General features: G+C 53.3%; 19 protein-coding genes and 1 pseudogene. 7 read left to right on the forward strand and 13 right to left on the reverse strand.

The features are described 5' to 3' along the window. Positions 1-68 precede the first annotated feature (68 nt). Positions 69-557 (forward strand): YciE/YciF ferroxidase family protein, encoded by a 489-nt coding sequence (locus CYR52_RS05025; protein WP_072928031.1) that lies wholly within the window; start codon positions 69-71, stop codon positions 555-557. A 353-nt stretch (positions 558-910) separates the two neighbouring features. Here CYR52_RS05025 and CYR52_RS05030 read toward each other — a convergent pair whose 3' ends face one another. The 5 genes from CYR52_RS05030 to CYR52_RS05045 all read right to left on the reverse strand — a co-directional run bounded on the left by CYR52_RS05030 (position 911) and on the right by CYR52_RS05045 (position 5,530). Continuing rightward, the gene (locus CYR52_RS05030; protein ID WP_072928033.1) at positions 911-1,807 is read right to left on the reverse strand and encodes a manganese catalase family protein; all 897 of its coding nucleotides are present in this window, start codon (positions 1,805-1,807) and stop codon (positions 911-913) included. A 148-nt stretch (positions 1,808-1,955) separates the two neighbouring features. Continuing rightward, positions 1,956-2,462 (reverse strand): ferritin-like domain-containing protein, encoded by a 507-nt coding sequence (locus tag CYR52_RS05035; protein ID WP_072928034.1) that lies wholly within the window; start codon positions 2,460-2,462, stop codon positions 1,956-1,958. A 434-nt stretch (positions 2,463-2,896) separates the two neighbouring features. Further along, the gene (locus CYR52_RS22595) at positions 2,897-3,043 is read right to left on the reverse strand and encodes a hypothetical protein (RefSeq protein WP_165698514.1); all 147 of its coding nucleotides are present in this window, start codon (positions 3,041-3,043) and stop codon (positions 2,897-2,899) included. Positions 3,044-3,137: 94 nt separating this feature from the next. Next, positions 3,138-4,145, reverse strand: coding sequence for a cytochrome d ubiquinol oxidase subunit II (locus tag CYR52_RS05040; protein ID WP_101828082.1), 1,008 nt, complete (start codon positions 4,143-4,145; stop codon positions 3,138-3,140). Beyond that, the gene (locus CYR52_RS05045; protein WP_101828083.1) at positions 4,145-5,530 is read right to left on the reverse strand and encodes a cytochrome ubiquinol oxidase subunit I; all 1,386 of its coding nucleotides are present in this window, start codon (positions 5,528-5,530) and stop codon (positions 4,145-4,147) included. The genes CYR52_RS05040 and CYR52_RS05045 overlap by 1 nt, the downstream gene beginning before the upstream one ends. 356 nt (positions 5,531-5,886) lie before the next feature. Between CYR52_RS05045 and CYR52_RS05050 the strand changes: the two genes are divergently transcribed. After that, positions 5,887-6,147, forward strand: a complete 261-nt coding sequence (locus CYR52_RS05050) for a hypothetical protein (protein WP_072928040.1) — start codon at positions 5,887-5,889, stop codon at positions 6,145-6,147. A 192-nt stretch (positions 6,148-6,339) separates the two neighbouring features. On the opposite strand, the gene CYR52_RS05055 is transcribed toward CYR52_RS05050, so the two are convergent. The 3 genes from CYR52_RS05055 to CYR52_RS23140 form a co-directional block, all read right to left on the reverse strand. After that, positions 6,340-6,636 carry a hypothetical protein gene (locus CYR52_RS05055; protein WP_072928041.1) on the reverse strand — a complete coding sequence of 99 codons (297 nt, stop codon included), beginning with the start codon at positions 6,634-6,636 and terminating at the stop codon, positions 6,340-6,342. A 247-nt stretch (positions 6,637-6,883) separates the two neighbouring features. Further along, positions 6,884-7,984 carry a tyrosine-type recombinase/integrase gene (locus tag CYR52_RS05060; protein ID WP_101828098.1) on the reverse strand — a complete coding sequence of 367 codons (1,101 nt, stop codon included), beginning with the start codon at positions 7,982-7,984 and terminating at the stop codon, positions 6,884-6,886. A gap of 11 nt (positions 7,985-7,995) precedes the next feature. After that, positions 7,996-8,562 carry a hypothetical protein gene (locus tag CYR52_RS23140; RefSeq protein WP_101828084.1) on the reverse strand — a complete coding sequence of 189 codons (567 nt, stop codon included), beginning with the start codon at positions 8,560-8,562 and terminating at the stop codon, positions 7,996-7,998. 389 nt (positions 8,563-8,951) lie between these two features. On the opposite strand from CYR52_RS23140, the gene CYR52_RS05075 reads away from it, so the two are divergent. From CYR52_RS05075 to CYR52_RS05085, 3 genes are all read left to right on the forward strand, one after another. Beyond that, positions 8,952-9,476, forward strand: coding sequence for an RNase A-like domain-containing protein (locus CYR52_RS05075; RefSeq protein WP_146001323.1), 525 nt, complete (start codon positions 8,952-8,954; stop codon positions 9,474-9,476). An 8-nt stretch (positions 9,477-9,484) separates the two neighbouring features. Continuing rightward, a complete protein-coding gene (locus tag CYR52_RS05080) occupies positions 9,485-10,231 on the forward strand; it encodes a contact-dependent growth inhibition system immunity protein (protein ID WP_146001324.1) in 747 nt (248 codons plus the stop codon). Positions 10,232-10,293: 62 nt separating this feature from the next. Next, positions 10,294-10,608 carry a hypothetical protein gene (locus CYR52_RS05085; protein ID WP_101828088.1) on the forward strand — a complete coding sequence of 105 codons (315 nt, stop codon included), beginning with the start codon at positions 10,294-10,296 and terminating at the stop codon, positions 10,606-10,608. Positions 10,609-10,669: 61 nt separating this feature from the next. Here CYR52_RS05085 and CYR52_RS05090 read toward each other — a convergent pair whose 3' ends face one another. Next, positions 10,670-11,038, reverse strand: a complete 369-nt coding sequence (locus tag CYR52_RS05090; RefSeq protein ID WP_241522387.1) for an LbetaH domain-containing protein — start codon at positions 11,036-11,038, stop codon at positions 10,670-10,672. Between the two features lie 1,428 nt (positions 11,039-12,466). On the opposite strand from CYR52_RS05090, the gene CYR52_RS05095 reads away from it, so the two are divergent. Continuing rightward, positions 12,467-12,865, forward strand: a complete 399-nt coding sequence (locus CYR52_RS05095) for a hypothetical protein (protein ID WP_139300280.1) — start codon at positions 12,467-12,469, stop codon at positions 12,863-12,865. Between the two features lie 52 nt (positions 12,866-12,917). Here CYR52_RS05095 and CYR52_RS05100 read toward each other — a convergent pair whose 3' ends face one another. Continuing rightward, the gene (locus CYR52_RS05100; protein ID WP_101828090.1) at positions 12,918-13,946 is read right to left on the reverse strand and encodes an ABC transporter substrate-binding protein; all 1,029 of its coding nucleotides are present in this window, start codon (positions 13,944-13,946) and stop codon (positions 12,918-12,920) included. A 171-nt stretch (positions 13,947-14,117) separates the two neighbouring features. On the opposite strand from CYR52_RS05100, the gene CYR52_RS05105 reads away from it, so the two are divergent. Further along, positions 14,118-16,229, forward strand: a complete 2,112-nt coding sequence (locus CYR52_RS05105; protein WP_072928046.1) for a TonB-dependent receptor — start codon at positions 14,118-14,120, stop codon at positions 16,227-16,229. Positions 16,230-16,279: 50 nt separating this feature from the next. On the opposite strand, the gene CYR52_RS22600 is transcribed toward CYR52_RS05105, so the two are convergent. From CYR52_RS22600 to CYR52_RS22875, 3 genes and pseudogenes are all read right to left on the reverse strand, one after another. Next, positions 16,280-16,423: a hypothetical protein gene (locus CYR52_RS22600; protein WP_165698513.1), complete on the reverse strand. Its 144-nt coding sequence runs from the start codon at positions 16,421-16,423 to the stop codon at positions 16,280-16,282. A 105-nt stretch (positions 16,424-16,528) separates the two neighbouring features. Next, positions 16,529-17,089, reverse strand: a complete 561-nt coding sequence (locus CYR52_RS05110; protein WP_072928048.1) for an RBBP9/YdeN family alpha/beta hydrolase — start codon at positions 17,087-17,089, stop codon at positions 16,529-16,531. 298 nt (positions 17,090-17,387) lie between these two features. After that, a pseudogene (locus tag CYR52_RS22875) lies at positions 17,388-17,749 on the reverse strand (DUF6392 family protein); the annotation flags it as partial.

Consider the following 17,749-nt stretch of genomic DNA (forward strand, 5'->3'; position numbering starts at 1 on the left):
ATTGCAACAACAGGTTATGCAATTTTAACGACATTCCCTACTAATGCAGCACAACAGAGGATAACCAGATGGCTATTAAGACCCTGAAGGATCTTTTCATTCATGATTTGTCTGATGTTTACAGCGCCGAGAAACAAATAACTAAGGCTCTTCCGAAAATGGCCCGTGCGGCTGAGGACCCTAAGTTAGTTGATGCTTTCAACACCCACCTGGAAGAAACCCAGGGGCAGATTGAACGTCTGGATCAACTGGTTGAAGCCACACCGGAAGTGCGCATCAAGCGCATGAAATGCCATGCACTGGAAGGGCTGGCTGAGGAAGCGCAGGAAATCATTGAAAGCGTTGAGAAAGGCCCGGTACGTGATGCCGGCCTGATTGGCGCTGCGCAGAAAGTGGAACACTATGAGATCGCCACTTACGGCACCCTGCACGCGATGGCCCTGAAACTGGGCTTCACTCAGGCGGCTGATCTGCTGGCAGAAACACTGAAAGAAGAGAAAGCCACCGACGAGAAACTGACTATTATTGCGGAAAGTCAGTCTGCCCCGGCAAAATAAGCGAAGCGTTTGACAGTAATATCCCTGCCCCGGCTTCTGCCGGGGTTTTTTTATGTGCGTTTACCGGAATACACGGCAAAAAAAAGCCCACCAAAGGTGGGCAAAATGTCAACGTGATCTTCGTTACAGGGAAAATCGTTACCGCGCTATTGTAGCGAAGCGATTAATTCACCGGAACATTTCTGAGGGGTGCTGTTTATTTATTGAGACTATTCCTAGAGGGTGAGCGGAGGATTTATACAGCGAAGGGAAATAGTCTCGAAATAATTAACGGTGCGTTAACAAATTTGAGCAAATAAAAAGCCGCCCCAGGAGGGCGGCGGGTATTATCACAGCGTCAGTACTGTAAAAATTTATTTCTTACCGGTGGTGCGATCTTTATCAATCGGGTTTGCCGCGCCTAAATCAGCGCCGGTAACCGGGTTGACGTCTGGGGTGGATTGCAGGCGCATTGCCATGGCTTCCAGGTCGGACGCCTGCTCGCTGCCCAGGTTGACGGTGGCACCGCCGTCGCCGCCGTCCACCGCCGGTTGCGGATCACGCACGTAGTTGAAGTTCTCATCCGCATTCCAGCTACCACGCACTTCACCTTCCCCGGACATATTGAAGTAGGTGTTGGCATATTCCGGCACCGGCGGCAGTTTGCCCGGCGGGAAGTTATTGCGGATGGAATAGAGTGCTTTTTCAAAGGATTTCTGGTGCGCGACTTCACGCGTCATCAGGAAGCCCAGGGCATCTTTAATGCCTGGGTCATCAGTGACGTTGATCAGGCGCTCATACACCAGCTTGGCACGTGCCTCAGCGGCGATGTTGGAGCGCAGGTCAGCCGTTGGCTCACCAATGGTATCCACGTAGGCTGCCGTCCACGGCACGCCTGCTGAGTTAATCAGGCTTGGGCCGCCGCCATACAGCAGCGAGGTGATGTGGCTGTCATTGCCGTTGCCGGTCAGTGAACGGTAGAGTTCCGCTTCTTTCTGCGTCCCTTCCGCCAGGTCGCCTTTTGCGCCTTTGTTCAGCATCGCAATGATAGTACCGATGATTTCCAGGTGGCTGAGCTCTTCGGTCGCGATATCCAGCAGCAGGTCTTTACGCCCTGCATCATCTTCTGCCAGGCCCTGGGTAAAGTAGCGCATGGCCGCGGCCAGCTCACCCTGCGCCCCGCCGAATTGCTCCAGCATTAAATTCGCCAGGCCTGGGTTAGGGCCGGCAACACGAACGGTATATTGGAGTCCTTTAACATGCTTAAACATTATATGCTTCCTCTTGTTTTGGACATACTCACCCGACTCCGCAAATTTAAGGGCAACGTTCACCCTGCCTTATTCAGGCATGGAATCGGAAATAGGGGATCATGCTATTTTCATCCCGGCACCGGAGTGCCGGGAGAAGGAAGAAAAACTATTTTTTTGCTTCGGTGTTGGGTGCTTCAGAACGTGCGAGGAATTTCTGGGTAACATCCGGCAGATGGTCCAGACACCATTTTGCCATTGCCACTTCCTGCTCCAGAATCTGGGTGAAAATACGTTCCCCTTCCTGGTCACCTACGACTTTTGCCGCGGCAATCAGCGAGGTATAAGAGGCAATTTCCAGATTTTCAAACACGTAACCACTGATTGCACCTTTAACTACTTCATCGCTGGCAAACATACCGCCCATTGCCTGCCCCATTGCGGTGGCTTTACCGGCAATATCTTTAAAGGTGGAATTAGAGGTGTCATAACGATCAATGACGCTTTTAACCAGACGTTGTTGATCTTTGGTTTCGCTAATATGCTGCTCGATACGCATTTTCAGGTCAGGATAATGCTCAAGGCGACCGGCCATACCTTTCAGCATGGTTTCAGCTTGTTCTTCCATCGCGTGAGCGTCCCGCAGCCAATCAAGATAATTTTCTAGCGTTGTCATACGTTATCTCCCAGTTATTCACCGTAGAACATCATTTTCCGTTACATGATTAAGCGTAGTCGTAAATGACCATTTATCCAGTCCGGCAGCAGGCAACTTGCCTGGAAAACGCAGGATTTACGGTATTAACCCCCTGAAAATAATAAATTTGGCTGTTCCCTTTTGCGTGCCGGGCATGAGGCCGGTTCAGCGCGAAGCCGCAGGAGACGCGGCCCGGCGGCGTTTATTGGTTTTGCATAATGCCTGCATAATTTATTGTTTTGCGAAGAAAGCAGCAGATAACGCAGAGGAGGTTTTGAGAGGATTCCGAAAGGCGTTTTTAGCAGGGGAAATAACATTTACCCGCCGGTATCGTAATGATACCCGGCGGGTAATGAGTTTAAGCCGGTAATAACGACCGGGGCGGTAATAACATCAGAAACCCACATCTGTTATCAACGCCAGAACACCGCGACATACGTCCCAATCACCACCACAAATATGGCCCAGGCGGTATAGGCGATGACGAGGTTAGTTTTACCATCGGGTTGGCCTTCATGCGGATCATCTTGTATTTTTCCCGGTAATTCGCTGTCTTTCATATCCTCTTCCTTTTAGCAGTACCTCAACGGTGGAACACTATTCTGACCAGAAAAGCGCCTTGTTTTGAAGGTATAGATCAGCATCGGGGTAATATCAATTTTTCACCGTGGCAGACTGCCGGTGAATTTTCCCCCTGAAGACTGAAAACACATAGGTGTTATAAAACAAGGTGAACGGGATAACCAACACGTAACCCACCAGCACAAACCCCTGCGTTGCCGGGGGCGCGGCGCTGTTAAACAAGGTTAAATCCGGCGGCAGCACATACGGGAATAACGTCAGCGCGATTGCCAGAAAAACCAACGTCACCGCCAGCAGCAGTGTCATTAACGGTAAGAGGGTCAGATGATGCGGTAACACCCGGTAAAATATCCCCGTCAGGACTGCCAGCAGCAGCACAAAGGTGACCCAGACCGGGGTGTCATGCCAGCGTGCGGCGTTGTGCGCGTTCAGGTGGATCATCCAGGTCAGAAATATTGCACAGAGCAGCAGCGTCAGCCCGCCGAGCCAGGCCGCACGCTGCCGGTACTGGCGGCTCAGCTCACCGGCCATACGCCAGATCAGCCAGCCGGCACCCATCAACAGATAAACCGCCACCAGCAGCCCGCCGCTGAACAGGGTGAATGGGGTGCACCACAACAGGGTTTCCGGCGGGGCCGCGCCACCGGGGATCCCCTGAATCACGCTGCCGAATAATATGCCCTGAAAAAACGCGGCAATCAGGGAACCGGCAAAAATCGCCGCATCACACAGCCAGGGGCGGCGTGATACCTGCCGGAACTCCACTGCCGCGCCGCGCAATACCAGCGCCATCGCCATCACCAGGGAGGGCACCAGCATCGCCGTGAAAAAGGCGCTGTACGCGGCGGGAAACAGCGCCAGCATTCCACCCAACAGCAGCACCAGCCAGGTTTCATTGGCGTCCCAGATGGGCAGGATGGAAAGCGCCAGCCGGTGGCGGTCGGCGGCTTGCGGGGTCACCCCGAGCCAGATGCCGACGCCCAGGTCAGTGCCGTCCAGCAGGATGTAGGTCAGCAGTGAGAAGGCCAGCGTCACCGTGGAGATGATCGCCAGCCCGTCTTGCCCGGTTAAGAACTCCATTACTTTTCCTCCGGCTGTGACAGCATCTGCCACATTTCCGGCGCGGCGCCCTGCTCCCCCGCTTTGGGGCGCGAACCGAGGATCCGCAGCAGGAGTTTAAAGCCGATGCCGAACGTCAGCAGGTAAACCGCGGCAATCACGGCTATCACCGCCAGCGCCAGCGGCAGGCTCAACACGCTGTGACTTTCACTGGTGCGCATCAACCCATACACGGTGAACGGCTGCCGCCCGGATTCCGTCACCACCCAACCGGCGAGCATGGCGATAAACCCGGCCGGGCCAAGGGCCACCATCAGCCTGGCCAGCCCGCGGCTCTCAAATAACCGGCCCCTCAGCCACATCACCAGGCCGGTGATCGCGGCCAGCGCCATCAGCAGCCCCAGCCCGACCATTACCCGGAAAGCAAAAAACACCAGCGGCACATTGGGAATGTCCGCAGGCGGAAATGCCGAAAGCGGCGTGATGGTGCCGGTCAGGTTATGGCGCAGATAGAGTGAGCCGACATGCGGGATAGCCACTTCTGCCCGGTTTTGTTGCTGTTGCTGGTCCGGCAGGGCGAACAGCCGCAGCGGCTCACCGTCACCCGGTGCGGGCCGCTGCCAGCTTCCCTCCATCGCAGCCACTTTCTGCGGCTGGTGCGCCAGGGTATTTTCCCCGTGCAGATCCCCCACCAGAATTTGCAGTGGGGCAAAAAGCATCACCCCGGCGAGGCTGACGGCATACATCACCCGCGCCTGGGGATGGTGCCGGTCACGCAGCAGGTGCCAGGCCGCGCAGGCGGCGATTAACAGCGCAGTCCCCAGCACTGACGCCAGCAACATATGCAGGAAGCGGTACGGGAATGAGGGGGTGAAAATCACCGCCCACCAGTCAGTGGGGACGAAGCGCCCGCCGTTTTCGAGGGCGAAACCGGCCGGGGTCTGCATCCAGGAGTTGGCGGCCACAATCCAGAATGCGCTGACAATGGCCCCGACGGTCACCATCAGGGTGGCGCACAGGTGCAGGCGTGGGCCGATTTTCTTCAGGCCGAACAGCATCAGCCCGACGAAACCTGCCTCGATGAAAAAGGCGACCAGCACTTCATAAAACATCAGCGGGCCAATCACCGCCCCGGCGCGCGCCGTAAACGGGCCCCAATGGGTGCCGAACTGGAACTCCATCACCACGCCGGTCACCACGCCGACGCCCATGTTCAGGGCAAAAATTTTCTGCCAGAAATGCATGATGTCCAGATAGGCCTGGTGCCGGGTACGCACCCAGAGAAACGTGATCACGCTGAGGAACATGGACAGGCCGATGGCCAGCGCTGCCAGAACAATGTGAAAGCCAATGGTAAAAGCAAATTGTGCGCGGCTGATAAGCAACACAAGATCGTGAGTATGCATGGTCCCTCCTCCCCAAAGTCTATGCGCGGCCGGGCACTTTGCAAGGCAGGACACCAGAGGAAAAAAGAGGATGTGATTGATGTAAGGGAAAAAGCCGCCGGCCGGGATAACCGCCGGTGAGAAAAATGAGCGGTTCTGAAAGACAATGCAGCGTGTAAATGATATTAATTGATTTGTGTGAACACACTCTCAACTTGCACATTGGCCGATCAGGCAAGCTGGATCCGGCCTATAGTTATAGACGCGGCAGAACCGCGCTGATTTATATTCCTATTATTCATCATATTCTTAACGACGACTTTCATTTAGATATGACAGACAATGCTGCGTACTGACAAGCCAAGTAAGGGTTAGCGATGAAAAGAAAGATCCCTATTCTCAAAAATACTTATGAACAAATTTATCACGATGCGGGGCCGCACCATGCGATCCCGTTGTTAATTATGTCCAGTGAAGCCGGAACAGAAGTATTCTTTTCACCAAAGCTCAATCAGTTGCAGCTGTTGGCGGCACTCGACATTGCGATTATCAATATGACGGCTTACCGGGAACGGGTCGGCCACCAGGATATCACTGCCGGGGTGCCTGACACGGCCAATAATGAGCAGGCCGGGTAACCGATACCCAGCCGGATTGGCATAAGGGCAAAAGAATGGGTAACGTCCAATGCTGATTGCGCCATCCTGGGCAATCAGCATCTTAAAGGAAACCTTTTGATTATTAAGTCATTATAACGGTATGATTGGCCGGCATATCGCAGGAAGGCAGCTGGAAACACAGCCGGCAACAGGTCATCAGGCCGGAGGGTATTACAAACTCCCATCGGTATTCATAAAATCATCGTTATTACGTGCCGGCAGACTGCCCATAATTCCCGCCCAGTGTTCAACCTGCTCTTTACTGATATATTTTACTTCCGCTGTACCGGGGTGGCTTTCTGACGGTGTGACATACGCAATGCATGGAAAGAACCGGGGCCGGTTTTGAAAAAGTAACTCTTCGACCTCTTCATTATTCATGAGAGGGTTTATTCCCGAACCGGGAAACAAAAGGTACTCATCAAACAGCCACGTTCTATATTCCACTATATCGGTTAATAGCTTCATAGCGGTTCCCTTATTCACTTTCTATAGAGGGGCATCACCTAATGAGTATGGTGCATATAAAATATTTTGGTAGCTAATACCCAGTATGATTTACATTAAAATAACAGGAGAATTATAGCGGAAGCAGGAGAAGCCTCTACTTCAACTACTTACTTTTGCAGCTTTATTTTTAATTCTCCTATAAAACCGATTTACTGCATAACTTAACGCAAATATCTTAGCGGTTATTTGCCCCGGCGTGACGGCGTCACGCCTCTGTATAGAGCATTGCGGTGGGCGGCAGCGTCAGTTGCACACCGCCATATTTATGGGGCAGCGTCAGGTAACTTTCGGCCGTGATAAGGGTGGCCACATCAGCGGAGAGTTTATCCAGCGCCACCTGCATTTGCGCCAGATAATCATGCGTATCATAGACTTTATCAATACCCTCAAGCGCATGGTTCATGATCTTACGCGCCACATCATTGGGGACACCCAGCGCAGAGAGTTTAGATCGGGCCGTTCGCCGCAGGTCACGGGTGGTAAACGGCTCCAGCCCCAGCCCACGTTCCGCCCGCACCAGCCGCCGCAACGATTGGGTGATCGCACCTTTTGACAGCGGTTGCGCTGCGTTCAGCGGTGACGGCACCAGCCACGGGCTGTCTGGGGTGTTGGCCCGCTCAAGCGCCTCGATGCATTCCCGCATCAGCGGGCTTATCGGCAGCGTGTGATCGCGTTGTGATTTATTGCGCCGCCCCTGCCGCCAGATGCCCGCCTTAAGATCAAACTCATCCCGCCGGGCGCGGATGACCTCATCCGGGCGCCGGGCGGAGAGCAGGCAGAGCCGCAATGCCCAGCGGCTCTGTTCTGACAGCTCCCACATATCCAGCCCATGCCAGAACACCCAGATTTCGGCATCAGTCAACGTGCGCTCGCGGGGGGGGGCATTGCGCCCGCCCACATCGCGGCGTTTCATTGACCCAAGTGGGGAGTGGTCAAGATAACCCTGGGTTTCCGCCCAACCGAGGAACTGTTTGCACAGGGCGAACACCCGTTTGGCCTCAGAGATTTTGCCTTCGGCCAATAACAGGTTAAACAACCGGTTAAGCCGCAGGCGTGAGACTTTTTTCAGCGGCAAAGCGCCAATGCCCGGCAACACATGGTTCAGCAAGGAAGAGATGGCAATCTCCGGCCGCCGACGGGTGATCATCAGTGACAGCCGGATCCAGACACGCATGATCTCTTCAACCGTGCCCTCTTCGTCCACATTGTCCAGCACCGCCAACGGCGTGGCACGGATTTCCTGCATATAAGCCACCACATGCTGCCCGACATGTTCGCTGGTGAAATCGATCTCGGTGGTTTTCATCATGTTCATTTTTATGGAAAGAAGGGGAGAAAATCAGTGGCGGCAGTTATAACAGGTTGTGTGCAGCAGCTCAAAAGGTTTGTGACTCCATACCTAATAAGTCTGGCGTCACAGAAACGCTTTTTGGAGAAAAATAACGGGTTCAGGTGTACCCAGTCCGCCATAATCTTAAGGGCAAGCCGCGGTATGCGGCTCTCTGCCCTTTCCTTCTCTTCCTCGGTCATCAACATCACTTTCCGTCTTTCCGGGTCGATCCGCTCCGGGTTCCGGCATCGCTTGAAAAATTCGTCGTCTAATCGTGTGAGATGGAAGGTTCGCGGCCTGACAGAATCATTAACCCGGCAATCAGAGTTATGCGACTTAGCGATGGAACTCATGCGCAAGTAGATCTCACTGACTGTCGAATTGTACTGCGGGTAACGCTCTCTCAATCCCTGCGCAACCTCTTTGGCGGTGGCCGGCCGGCCAAGCTCAATCAGGTATTGCGATATTTCCCATGACGTCAATCTGGAGTGTTTGGCTGCCAACTTTCCCCCAATAAATATATTGGTTTCGTCGCTGTGTTGTGTGTTGGCCAAATGAGAGTAAATCAGGAGGGGTGCTGAGTAAGATTAAGGCGCTGATCCGCGCCTTGTACCCAACTATCCACTGTTCCGTTTAGAACCGGAACGTAAAGCCGCTTGGCATGTACTCACCCCTTTCCAGGTAAGCACAAAACAAGCAGCCTCTCATTGCCCAGGAGGGCATTAGGCAGGCGCTGACTATATGAAAATGCAGGCTGATAATCAAACGAAGGCCGTTGGTCGCTGGTGGGGCTTCCGAAGGTCGAGACTGCCCAAGTGCACAGAGTGGGAAAGCAGCTCCACCAGCTTTAGTTCTTTAAACGCACGCATTTCTATCAAAGAAGTTCAAAATAAGAACAGGCAGGCGTATTATTACCTTTTTCTCTATACTTTAAAGGTAAAAAATGGATTTTTGGAGCCAACCTTTACCACCTGATGTAAATGCGCGTGACCTTGCAGAGTGTATGCATGACATCATGAATACAGACCTTACGCAGCATGAATCAATGGATTGGAGTCGCAGGCCTCCTGGTGGGCACACACTTGAAAGGCATGTCAACAAAACTGACGCCTGGCTTAAACGCAGATTTAACTTGGATGACATCTCAGCAAGCGGAGCTTTTTGCTACGATCAGGCTTTCGCTGAAGCGCTGATTGCTAAGGCGCTCTTAGCCAACTTGGCAGAAGTCTTTGAGTGGCAGGAGAGCCATAGAACAAGTGGTGGCTCAGCTGGTGACGAAGCACCTGATAAAGATTTAGTCCTTGAGTACACCAATAACTTTCCAGTAGGGCGTTACTTTCGGAGAGATGCTTCTCCCACTGCCCCCCCTACTGAAACATATACTTTGAAAATTATACTTTTGTGGGTTGACGCCGGTGAAACAATTCATGGCAGAGATAACTATATCATGACGGCATATCCGCTATAGGAGGTATCATGTTGATTTCTAAAACACCTACCCAATATCCACGCTTGAAAAAGCTGATGATGGGTTACATCAATATGGATGCAGCCTACATTACAGGTCACAAAGACTTTGCTGGCATGGTCGCGTTCTACACTACGCGCGTGTCTACCAAAGCTCTGCGTGAGTTATTGATCGAAATTGAGCAATACCGAGCTGCCCATCCGGAAGACCTTAGTCAGGCTTTCCTGAGTGAATTTGACTACGGTGCCTATATTGAGGATGTCCGCAATTTTCTGGACATCACCTGTGGTGTCGTATCCGATGTCATAGCCACAGCTGAAGGGCGAAATGAGCAAAAAGCGGTTGCTGACAAGCCCCAGTTTGTTGATGTGCGTGTGGAGAGATATTTACATGAACCTGATAAAACTGTGCTTGCTTACGTAATTTCAGACAAATTTAATAGCGCATTTAAACGCCAAAAAAAATCTCACCATGTATTATACAAAAGGGTACAAGATTCTAGTGATTTGATATATAGGGATTTTTCTTTGCATCTCTCCGATGCTAGGTTTGCCAGTAGCCCTCAGCCTACTGTTACCATTGATGCAATGAGTGGCGCAGCAGCCGCTGATGAGCTTGAGAGAATTAAATCCGTCTATGGACGCCTCAGTGAAGAATATGTGCGCGCTTTAGAGAAAAGGCACAATAACTCTCTCCAACGTCTCGATAAAGAGGGGCATCCCTTATACATCAAAACTTCACACAGGCACGGTTAAGCCCGTTAATTATTATCCGCCGGCTGGTGTCGGCGGTTCTCACCTGGCAAAGAGCCACCAGTATGATAAATCTCTCCCAATCCTACAGCCCTGAAGCCATTACCAAGCGTTTTGACATTATCCATAAGATCCATGTTCGGGGAATGCCTTACCTGGCTCTGTTTCATGGGCGCGCTTCACTGGCTGCGCTGGTGGAGGTGGAGAAATTTCATGTTACAGCGGAGCCGCAGTATCGATGTCGGGCTATTCTGGAGCTGGTGGCGCGGGACGGTGCCGGTGAGGCGTTCTGCACCAGACGGTATCAGGAGGATGCCAGCCGTTTACCTGGTGATGCAGTTACTGGGGAAGCGGGAGAGCTGGCCACCGCCCTCTATTAGGTGTTGGCCAGGCGCAAAGGAGTCGTGTTTGTCAGTTATTAGGGGCTGAAGGCATGGCCAGTTACCCGAGGTAGGCCATCTCTTTTTTGTTGTAGACAACGGAGTTGTCAGCAATGTCCTTATTGACGAACGTCATTGCCCCAATAATCACGTTGCTGCCAATCCGCAGGTTCTCACCGATGATGCAGCTGTTTGCCCCGACCTCAACATTGTCACCGATGTAGATCTTACCTTCCTGGTCATTCTTTCTAACGCCGATCGTGACGTTTTGCTTAATGTAGAAGTTATCACCGATGACGCAGCAGTCCGCCACGACGATCCCCACATAATGAGAGATGCTCAGCCCCACGCCGATTTTGGCACCCAGCTTAATGTCCAGCCCATACTTGTTCCGCAGCTTGCGGTTCACCCTGACAGCGTATTTCTTCATTGTATCGTTTAGGTAGAGGTGATTAGCCACGCGCCACCAAAAATGAAAACGTCTGTCTGGGCACTTAATCGCCTTGTGGATCGTCTTAAGCCAGGAGAACTCTTTATCAGATCTCATAACTTCAGCGCGGAGGCAGGATTTTAGATGCTCGATACTTGCATGATAATTTTCCAAATGAAAACCCAAATTTTAGATAATTCGAAAAGTGATTTTGTTTATTTGTTTGTATTTTAACGAGTTTGAAGTGATTTCAATCGAGGGATTTAACCTGTAAAAGCGCCTTTACTTACAAAGTAAGCGTATTGTAAATATCTTGGCATGTTAGGTAAAGCAGTCGTAAATCTTATGTACAGAGCGTGAACAGGTATGGGCTAAGACCAGGAGTCCTTAGCCAGGTCAGCATTAAACAAAAAAACCGCCCGGAGGCGGTTTATCTTGTTCCTGCTCTTACTTCCCGGTCATTTGCATGACCGTCAGGATGATCTGCAAAACGATATTGCAGAACTCCAGCACTACCAAAAAAGTCGCCATGGCGTTTCCTTTTCTGATTGAGTGCCGCATGTCTCTATAGCTACCTCTAATCCCCGTTGCTATAGATGAAGAGCGAGTGAGTGAAGACTGGCTCAACGGCACCACGATTTAGGCCTAATCACTCCTACATGATTAGTCGGTTTTACTAACGCAAACAATAATTTATAAAAAACGCTTGAGTCATTGACTTATATACTGTTTGCATTTTACTACTGTGATTAGTAGTCTGAGGCCGTGAAGACTGGCTCAACGGCCACCCTCTCTGTATTCAGCTCCTAACTGGATAGCAGGGAATCTAGATCAGGCTCGGGGTGCAACCCGGGCCTTTTCTTTAGAGGGAGCGATACTTCCACCACTTTCAAAAAAAGCCACAAATATCTGTTTGTATCTTTACGCCGAACTAATTGCTCAATATTCCATCAGCCCTTCTCGATAGCTCAATCTTAACGCATAAATAATTTTGGCAAAACCACACAATATATAGTGTTCGCTATTATGCGTTTGCTTACGTTATGCAAGCCCTTGTCTCACGCGCCTGTCAATAATGAGAAAAATTTTTTTAGTAGCTCATGTTGAGCCTCAAATGCCACCACATAAAAAAGCTTTGCTGCGGGAAATGGCATCTGATTGTAAAAAAAATATGCTAGCACCTGTTTTGCCCCAGTCCTGACTCGACCCTATCCAGCTCATCTTTACCCTTTATACCAAAGCGACCGTCACCTGTTGCTAATAATATTCCCCGTAATTTCTTGACCTTTACTGCCAATACGGCGGTGATTTCCGGCCCGCGTCTCTTTTTTTGGCCGTGATCGCCTTTCGCTGCGCTTCGCGGTTAGACGTTTTCGCAGAGCGGCAGTATGCTGTTAATCAGGACTTTTTTTCTCGGGGAGCGTGAAGATGGCGGTAACCAGGAAGCAGAATGTCGAACACTTTATGCCGTATGTGGAAAGGATGCTGGCCGGCCACATCCTGCAACCGGATGAACACCACGATCGTCAGGCACTGGCACGGGTGGCGGACGGTTGCCGCTCTGTGGTGTTTGTGCCGGTGGAGACGGTACGGCTGGCGGGAAATGTGGTGGGTTACCGGATGACAGAGGCGGATCGCCGTGACTATTACGAGCGGCGCGCTGAACAACTAATGCGGCAACAGCGCGTGATTGAACATGCGCAAAACCAGCGGGATGCCCGCCGCGCCAAAAAACTGTTCGCCCGCCTCGGCTTGCCGCTGCCGCCGGAAGTAGAGGCCCTGGCCAGTGCCGCCTTGTCAGATCCTGATAAACTGCCCGAAGAGTAAAACAGGCGCCCCCGTGATGGGACGGGGGAACATTTTCTTTATCTATCCCCCTTCACTCCGGCCCCAACCCCTTCAACATGCGCGTTGCCTCGGCTTCACTTAACCGGTAACCGAAAAAGCGCAGGTAGAAATCCTGGGTAATTTTCACCATATCGCTTTGCGGGAAAAGGTCCGGGTGCAGCAGTTTTGCCGCCCACGGGATCTGGAGCGCAGCTTCAGTGCCGTAGCGATCCCACGGGAAGACACCGGCCGGGTTGCGGTATACCCGCTTTTGCTGCACCGCCTTCAGCGCGGAGAACAGCGCGGCGTAGTCTGACGCTGCAAGGGTGCCGGCATCTGCCCCGAGAATAATCACATCCGGCTGCCAGGCGAGGATCATCTCCGGGGAGATTTCATGCAGGTTGCCTTTGATCGCTGCGGCGGCATTACGCCCGCCTGCCGCCTGAATCCACTGGTCGATCAGCGTGTCGCTGCCGTCTATTTTTAACGGATGCAGGGAGGCAATATGCAGCACGGCCGGCCGTTGCGCGGGCGTCAGTGAAGCGGTGCGCTGGGTGGTTTGGGTGAGTTGCGTATCCAGATAGCGGTTATAGGCGTCGGCCCGCGCGGCAGCTTCCGGCGTGCCCAGCACCGCGGCGGTGGTCAGCAGTGATTTTTTCAATGAGGGATAATCGGTAAAGCGCATTTCCAGCGTCGGAATGTTCGCCTGGCGGTAGGCCGGGGCATCGCCGTCACCTGCCGGAACAAATACCACATCTGTCTGCCGCGCAAGTAAGGCCTCACTGTTAAAGGTGATGCCGTGCACGCTAAGCGCCTGAGCCAGCGACGGTTGCAGGCGGAACATCCACGGGCGGGTTTCAGGATGGTTGACCGTTGCCACAATGTTGCCGCCTGCACCGAGCGTCATTAACAGGGAGTGGTGCGCATACCAGGCATCGGCAATGTGCCTGACCTGCCCCGGCACGGTGACCGTTTTCCCCGTATCATCGACAACCTGCCGGGTTGCTTCTGCGGCGAATACCGGGGAAACAGCAGCAAAAAACAGGGAACAAACCGCAATCAGCCTGAGGTGACCGTTCATAAATACCTACGTGGGCGAAACACAAACGCCTTAAGCTAGCATATCGTTATATAATTTTATATACATCGTTATGATTGATGCGGTTTATTGATCGTTATATACAATAATACATATCGATATGTTAACCTTCGCGCCCTTGATTCTTTACTCCGGCCATTGGCCTGCTACCTGATGAAGACCACCTCCCTTTTTGCCCGCCGCGTCGCAGCACTTGCTGTTGCTGCCGCGCTGCCCGCCTATGCCGCTGCCCCAGACGACACCCTGACCGTGACTGCCACACCTTCTGCCACCGACACCCCCGCACCTGAGAAACAGGCATCGCTCGGCAACCTGGGGAAACGCGCTGTCCGTGACACGCCTTACGCGGTTCAGGCGGTATCACCGCGTGTGATGCAGCAACAGCAACTGAAAGACATTAAGCAAATTTACCGTTATCTGCCCTCTGTGCAGGGTGACGGCGCGCGGCCGCAGAGCCGCGGTATGCAGGGCAGCGTGGTACAAAACAGCCTGATAGATGGGTTGAATGTGGTGTCGACCACCGCGTATCCGGTCGAGCAGTTTGACCACCTTGAGGTGCTGAATGGCCTGGGGGGTGCACTGTATGGCCCGGCCAATCCGGCGGGGATGTTCAACCTGGTGTCAAAACGCCCGACCGATCTGCCGCAGCGCTCCATCACGCTGGGCGGCGGCACTGACGGCAGCCGTAAGCTTGCCGCCGATCTCAGCGGCCCGCTCGACAGCGATGACCGGGTGCGTTACCGCCTGAACCTGGTGGATGACGAAGGGCACAGTTATGCCGCCAACAGCCGCCAACGCCGCCAGTTGGTGGCTCTTGGCCTGGATGCTAACCTCACCGATCAGACAGTGCTGGAGACCACGTTCAGCTATTACCACTATTACCAGAAAGGGCTGCCGGCCAGTTATGCGCTGGCCGACGGCGTGGCGTTTCCATCAGCATCGCGCATCGATCAGGATCGTTCCGGCCAGTATTATGCAGGAAATGATGATAAAACTCTGACCGCCGCCGTTCACCTGAAACACGATTTTGACGGCAACTGGCTGGGCGAAATCGCGGTCTTGCGCCAGATTGCCGATCGTGAATCCACGGCAGTCACCAATACCTTCCTGAACGGTAACGGCGACTACAAAACCACCGCATCCAGCGCGACTGCCAGCCGTTTCACCATTAACAGCTATTTCGCCAACCTCACCGGCGAGGTGGAAACCGGCTGGCTGAAACATGACATCGCAGCCGGGATGCGCGGCTTTGTCTGGAAAAATTATAATCCGCGCAACGGCGGCACCGTGACGCTGGGCCAGGCAAGCCTGAAGGATCCCCAGGCGTTTGCCGAACCCGATTACCCTGACTTTACCGATCGCTACCACTCCGCGACCACCACCCAGCAATCTTTTTTACTCAGCGATACCCTGACATTCTCCCCGCAGTGGAGCCTGCTGCTTTCCGGCAGCCAGAGCTTTTTAACCTCAGCCAATTACGCCAAGAGCGGCCGGCGCAGCAGCGCCTCTGATGACAGCGGGTTCAGCGGCTCCGGCAGCATCATGTACAAACCGGTAGAACCCCTGACGCTGTATGTCACCTATGCTGACAGCCTGCAACAGGGGGATGTGGCGCCGGTTGGTGCCACCAACGCCGGATCGGTGCTGTCGCCCTACCGCAGCAAACAGGTTGAAGTGGGCAGTAAACTGGCGATCGGTAATGCGTTACTGACTGCGGCGCTGTTCCAGATTGACCGGCCTTACGCTTACACCAACAGCGGCGGCGACTACGCGGTAGACGGCGCACAGCGGAACCGCGGGCTGGAGCTGATGGCGGATGGCGACGTGATGCCGGATCTGCATCTGTTTGGCGGTGTAACCTGGCTTGATCCGCGCCTGCGCGACACCGCGAGCGCGGACACTGAAAACCGGCAGATTGTCGGGCTGCCGCGCGTCACGGCCAGTATGCTGGCAGTCTATACCTTGCCGGGGCTGCGCGGCACGGAAGTTCATGCCGGGGCGCATTATGTCGGCCGCCGCCCCACGGATAACGCCAACGATAACTGGGTAGGCAGCTATGCCACGTTTGATCTCGGCAGCAGTTACCAGACCACGCTGTTCAATACCGCGACCACTTTCCGGCTGGACATCACCAACCTGACCAATCGCCATTACTGGACGAATATTGTGCCGGGTGGATTGAATGGTTACAGCGGTGCAGGCTATGCCTCTGCGCAACTGGGCGAGCCGCGTATGGCGGAACTGTCAATGCAGATTGCATTCTGAGGAGGGGGAAAGGCGGAAGGTTAACCCGGCGCAGTGCGCCGGGCTGACAATCAATGCTTTGGCGTCTCTTTGGGCGGCTCTTTGTCGCCGGACTCCGGTGCGCTATGCGGATCGTCTTTGTCGTTGGCATGGGAAGGCGACGGGTTTTTGCTCTTATCGTCCTGTTGTTGGCTGGCAAACTGTTGCTGGCTCATCACGTGCTCCTCAATGGTTAACGTTACTATCCAGATTTCGTCAAAAAACGAAAGTGAATTAACAGTATAGACAATCAGACACAGAATGCCGGTTTCCCGCTTCCATCATACTGACTGGAGCTGGTTACCGGAGAGCTGGTTAATCAGCACTTCGCATAACGGCCACTCGCCATACCCGGCCGCACTGTGCAGATGGCCGCCGCCGCGGATAATCACCAGCTCACTGCCCCACGCGGCGGCAAACTGGTTGGCGCGGGTCAGGCTCAGGTGTTCATCGTTATCACTGGCGACCAGCAAGGAGGGGAACGGCAGCGCAGTGAGGCTTAACGGCCGTTGGATGCGGATCGCCTCCAGCGCGTCAGGTGCGTCCACATCTGCCGGGGCCACCAACAGCGCACCTTTGATGGTGAACCCTGCACCGGGCATGGGCAACATTTGCGCCGCCCACTGCGTGATCGCTACCGCCCCGCAACTGTGGCCAATCAACATCACATCGCCGGTGAGCGGTGCCAGCGTCGCGGCGATGCCGTCAATCCAGGCCTGGCGCGCCGGGCAGTCCCAATCCTGCTGTTGCACACGGATAATCTGCGGGTATTTTTCTTCCAGCAGCGTTTGCCAATGTTGCGGCCCGGAGTTGGTGTAGCCGGGCACCGTAATGAAATGCATGATCCTATCCTTTTGAGATGCAACGTTTTGGTAAAAGGCAGTATAAACGTGACGATGTCACTTTGGCATACCACGGGTGTATTTAGCCTGAATTTTCCTGCCCTCTCATCAGTACAACGCAGGTGGAAAACTGTGCGTGCTAACGGTGTAGTATTCTTTAACTATCGTCAATAGCGTTTATCTCTTAAAGCACAAACAGGCTTTTTACCTGTCAGAAAGGAAAGGCCGGGAAAAAAACCCCGCTCCACGCGCTGCCCGCGCAGTGACACACGCGGGCGGGAGGGTAAAGGATATAAGGCTACCAGCGAAGTTCGGACGTGGGCATAAAGGCGACGGCTCTGACATTATCCATCACGTCATAGCTGATTTGCATACTAGTAGGTATAGGCCGCCCTTTTGATTCATACAGATCTGTCCAGCCAAACGCGCGTTTCATCACAATGAAGGGAGGCGCACTTCTTAATGGCGACCCAATATTTTCATGTACCCAACTGCGGGACATATTTTCTAGCAATGGTGACGGCAATTTATTTGGGAAAACCCAGTTTTTAAACTTATCATGCTGGATTGCCAGCATAATTTACTGAAGAACTCGCCCGGCACGCCGGAATGATAGATAAACCCCCTCTTTCGCCATATCCAGACTAAGATCAGGATCAC

This window comes from Chimaeribacter arupi (assembly GCF_002858805.1).
GTDB lineage: Bacteria > Pseudomonadota > Gammaproteobacteria > Enterobacterales > Enterobacteriaceae > Chimaeribacter > Chimaeribacter arupi.

Excerpts from the sequence above, each read along its gene's own strand:
- CYR52_RS05025 (WP_072928031.1), top strand. The coding sequence starts at position 69 with ATGGCTATTAAGACCCTGAAGGATCTTTTCATTCATGATTTGTCTGAT.
- CYR52_RS05030 (WP_072928033.1), bottom strand. The coding sequence starts at position 1,807 with ATGTTTAAGCATGTTAAAGGACTCCAATATACCGTTCGTGTTGCCGGC.
- CYR52_RS05035 (WP_072928034.1), bottom strand. The coding sequence starts at position 2,462 with ATGACAACGCTAGAAAATTATCTTGATTGGCTGCGGGACGCTCACGCG.
- CYR52_RS22595 (WP_165698514.1), bottom strand. The coding sequence starts at position 3,043 with ATGAAAGACAGCGAATTACCGGGAAAAATACAAGATGATCCGCATGAA.
- CYR52_RS05040 (WP_101828082.1), bottom strand. The coding sequence starts at position 4,145 with ATGGAGTTCTTAACCGGGCAAGACGGGCTGGCGATCATCTCCACGGTG.
- CYR52_RS05045 (WP_101828083.1), bottom strand. The coding sequence starts at position 5,530 with ATGCATACTCACGATCTTGTGTTGCTTATCAGCCGCGCACAATTTGCT.
- CYR52_RS05050 (WP_072928040.1), top strand. The coding sequence starts at position 5,887 with ATGAAAAGAAAGATCCCTATTCTCAAAAATACTTATGAACAAATTTAT.
- CYR52_RS05055 (WP_072928041.1), bottom strand. The coding sequence starts at position 6,636 with ATGAAGCTATTAACCGATATAGTGGAATATAGAACGTGGCTGTTTGAT.
- CYR52_RS05060 (WP_101828098.1), bottom strand. The coding sequence starts at position 7,984 with ATGAAAACCACCGAGATCGATTTCACCAGCGAACATGTCGGGCAGCAT.
- CYR52_RS05075 (WP_146001323.1), top strand. The coding sequence starts at position 8,952 with ATGGATTTTTGGAGCCAACCTTTACCACCTGATGTAAATGCGCGTGAC.
- CYR52_RS05080 (WP_146001324.1), top strand. The coding sequence starts at position 9,485 with ATGTTGATTTCTAAAACACCTACCCAATATCCACGCTTGAAAAAGCTG.
- CYR52_RS05085 (WP_101828088.1), top strand. The coding sequence starts at position 10,294 with ATGATAAATCTCTCCCAATCCTACAGCCCTGAAGCCATTACCAAGCGT.
- CYR52_RS05090 (WP_241522387.1), bottom strand. The coding sequence starts at position 11,038 with ATGAAGAAATACGCTGTCAGGGTGAACCGCAAGCTGCGGAACAAGTAT.
- CYR52_RS05095 (WP_139300280.1), top strand. The coding sequence starts at position 12,467 with ATGGCGGTAACCAGGAAGCAGAATGTCGAACACTTTATGCCGTATGTG.
- CYR52_RS05100 (WP_101828090.1), bottom strand. The coding sequence starts at position 13,946 with ATGAACGGTCACCTCAGGCTGATTGCGGTTTGTTCCCTGTTTTTTGCT.
- CYR52_RS05105 (WP_072928046.1), top strand. The coding sequence starts at position 14,118 with ATGAAGACCACCTCCCTTTTTGCCCGCCGCGTCGCAGCACTTGCTGTT.
- CYR52_RS22600 (WP_165698513.1), bottom strand. The coding sequence starts at position 16,423 with ATGAGCCAGCAACAGTTTGCCAGCCAACAACAGGACGATAAGAGCAAA.
- CYR52_RS05110 (WP_072928048.1), bottom strand. The coding sequence starts at position 17,089 with ATGCATTTCATTACGGTGCCCGGCTACACCAACTCCGGGCCGCAACAT.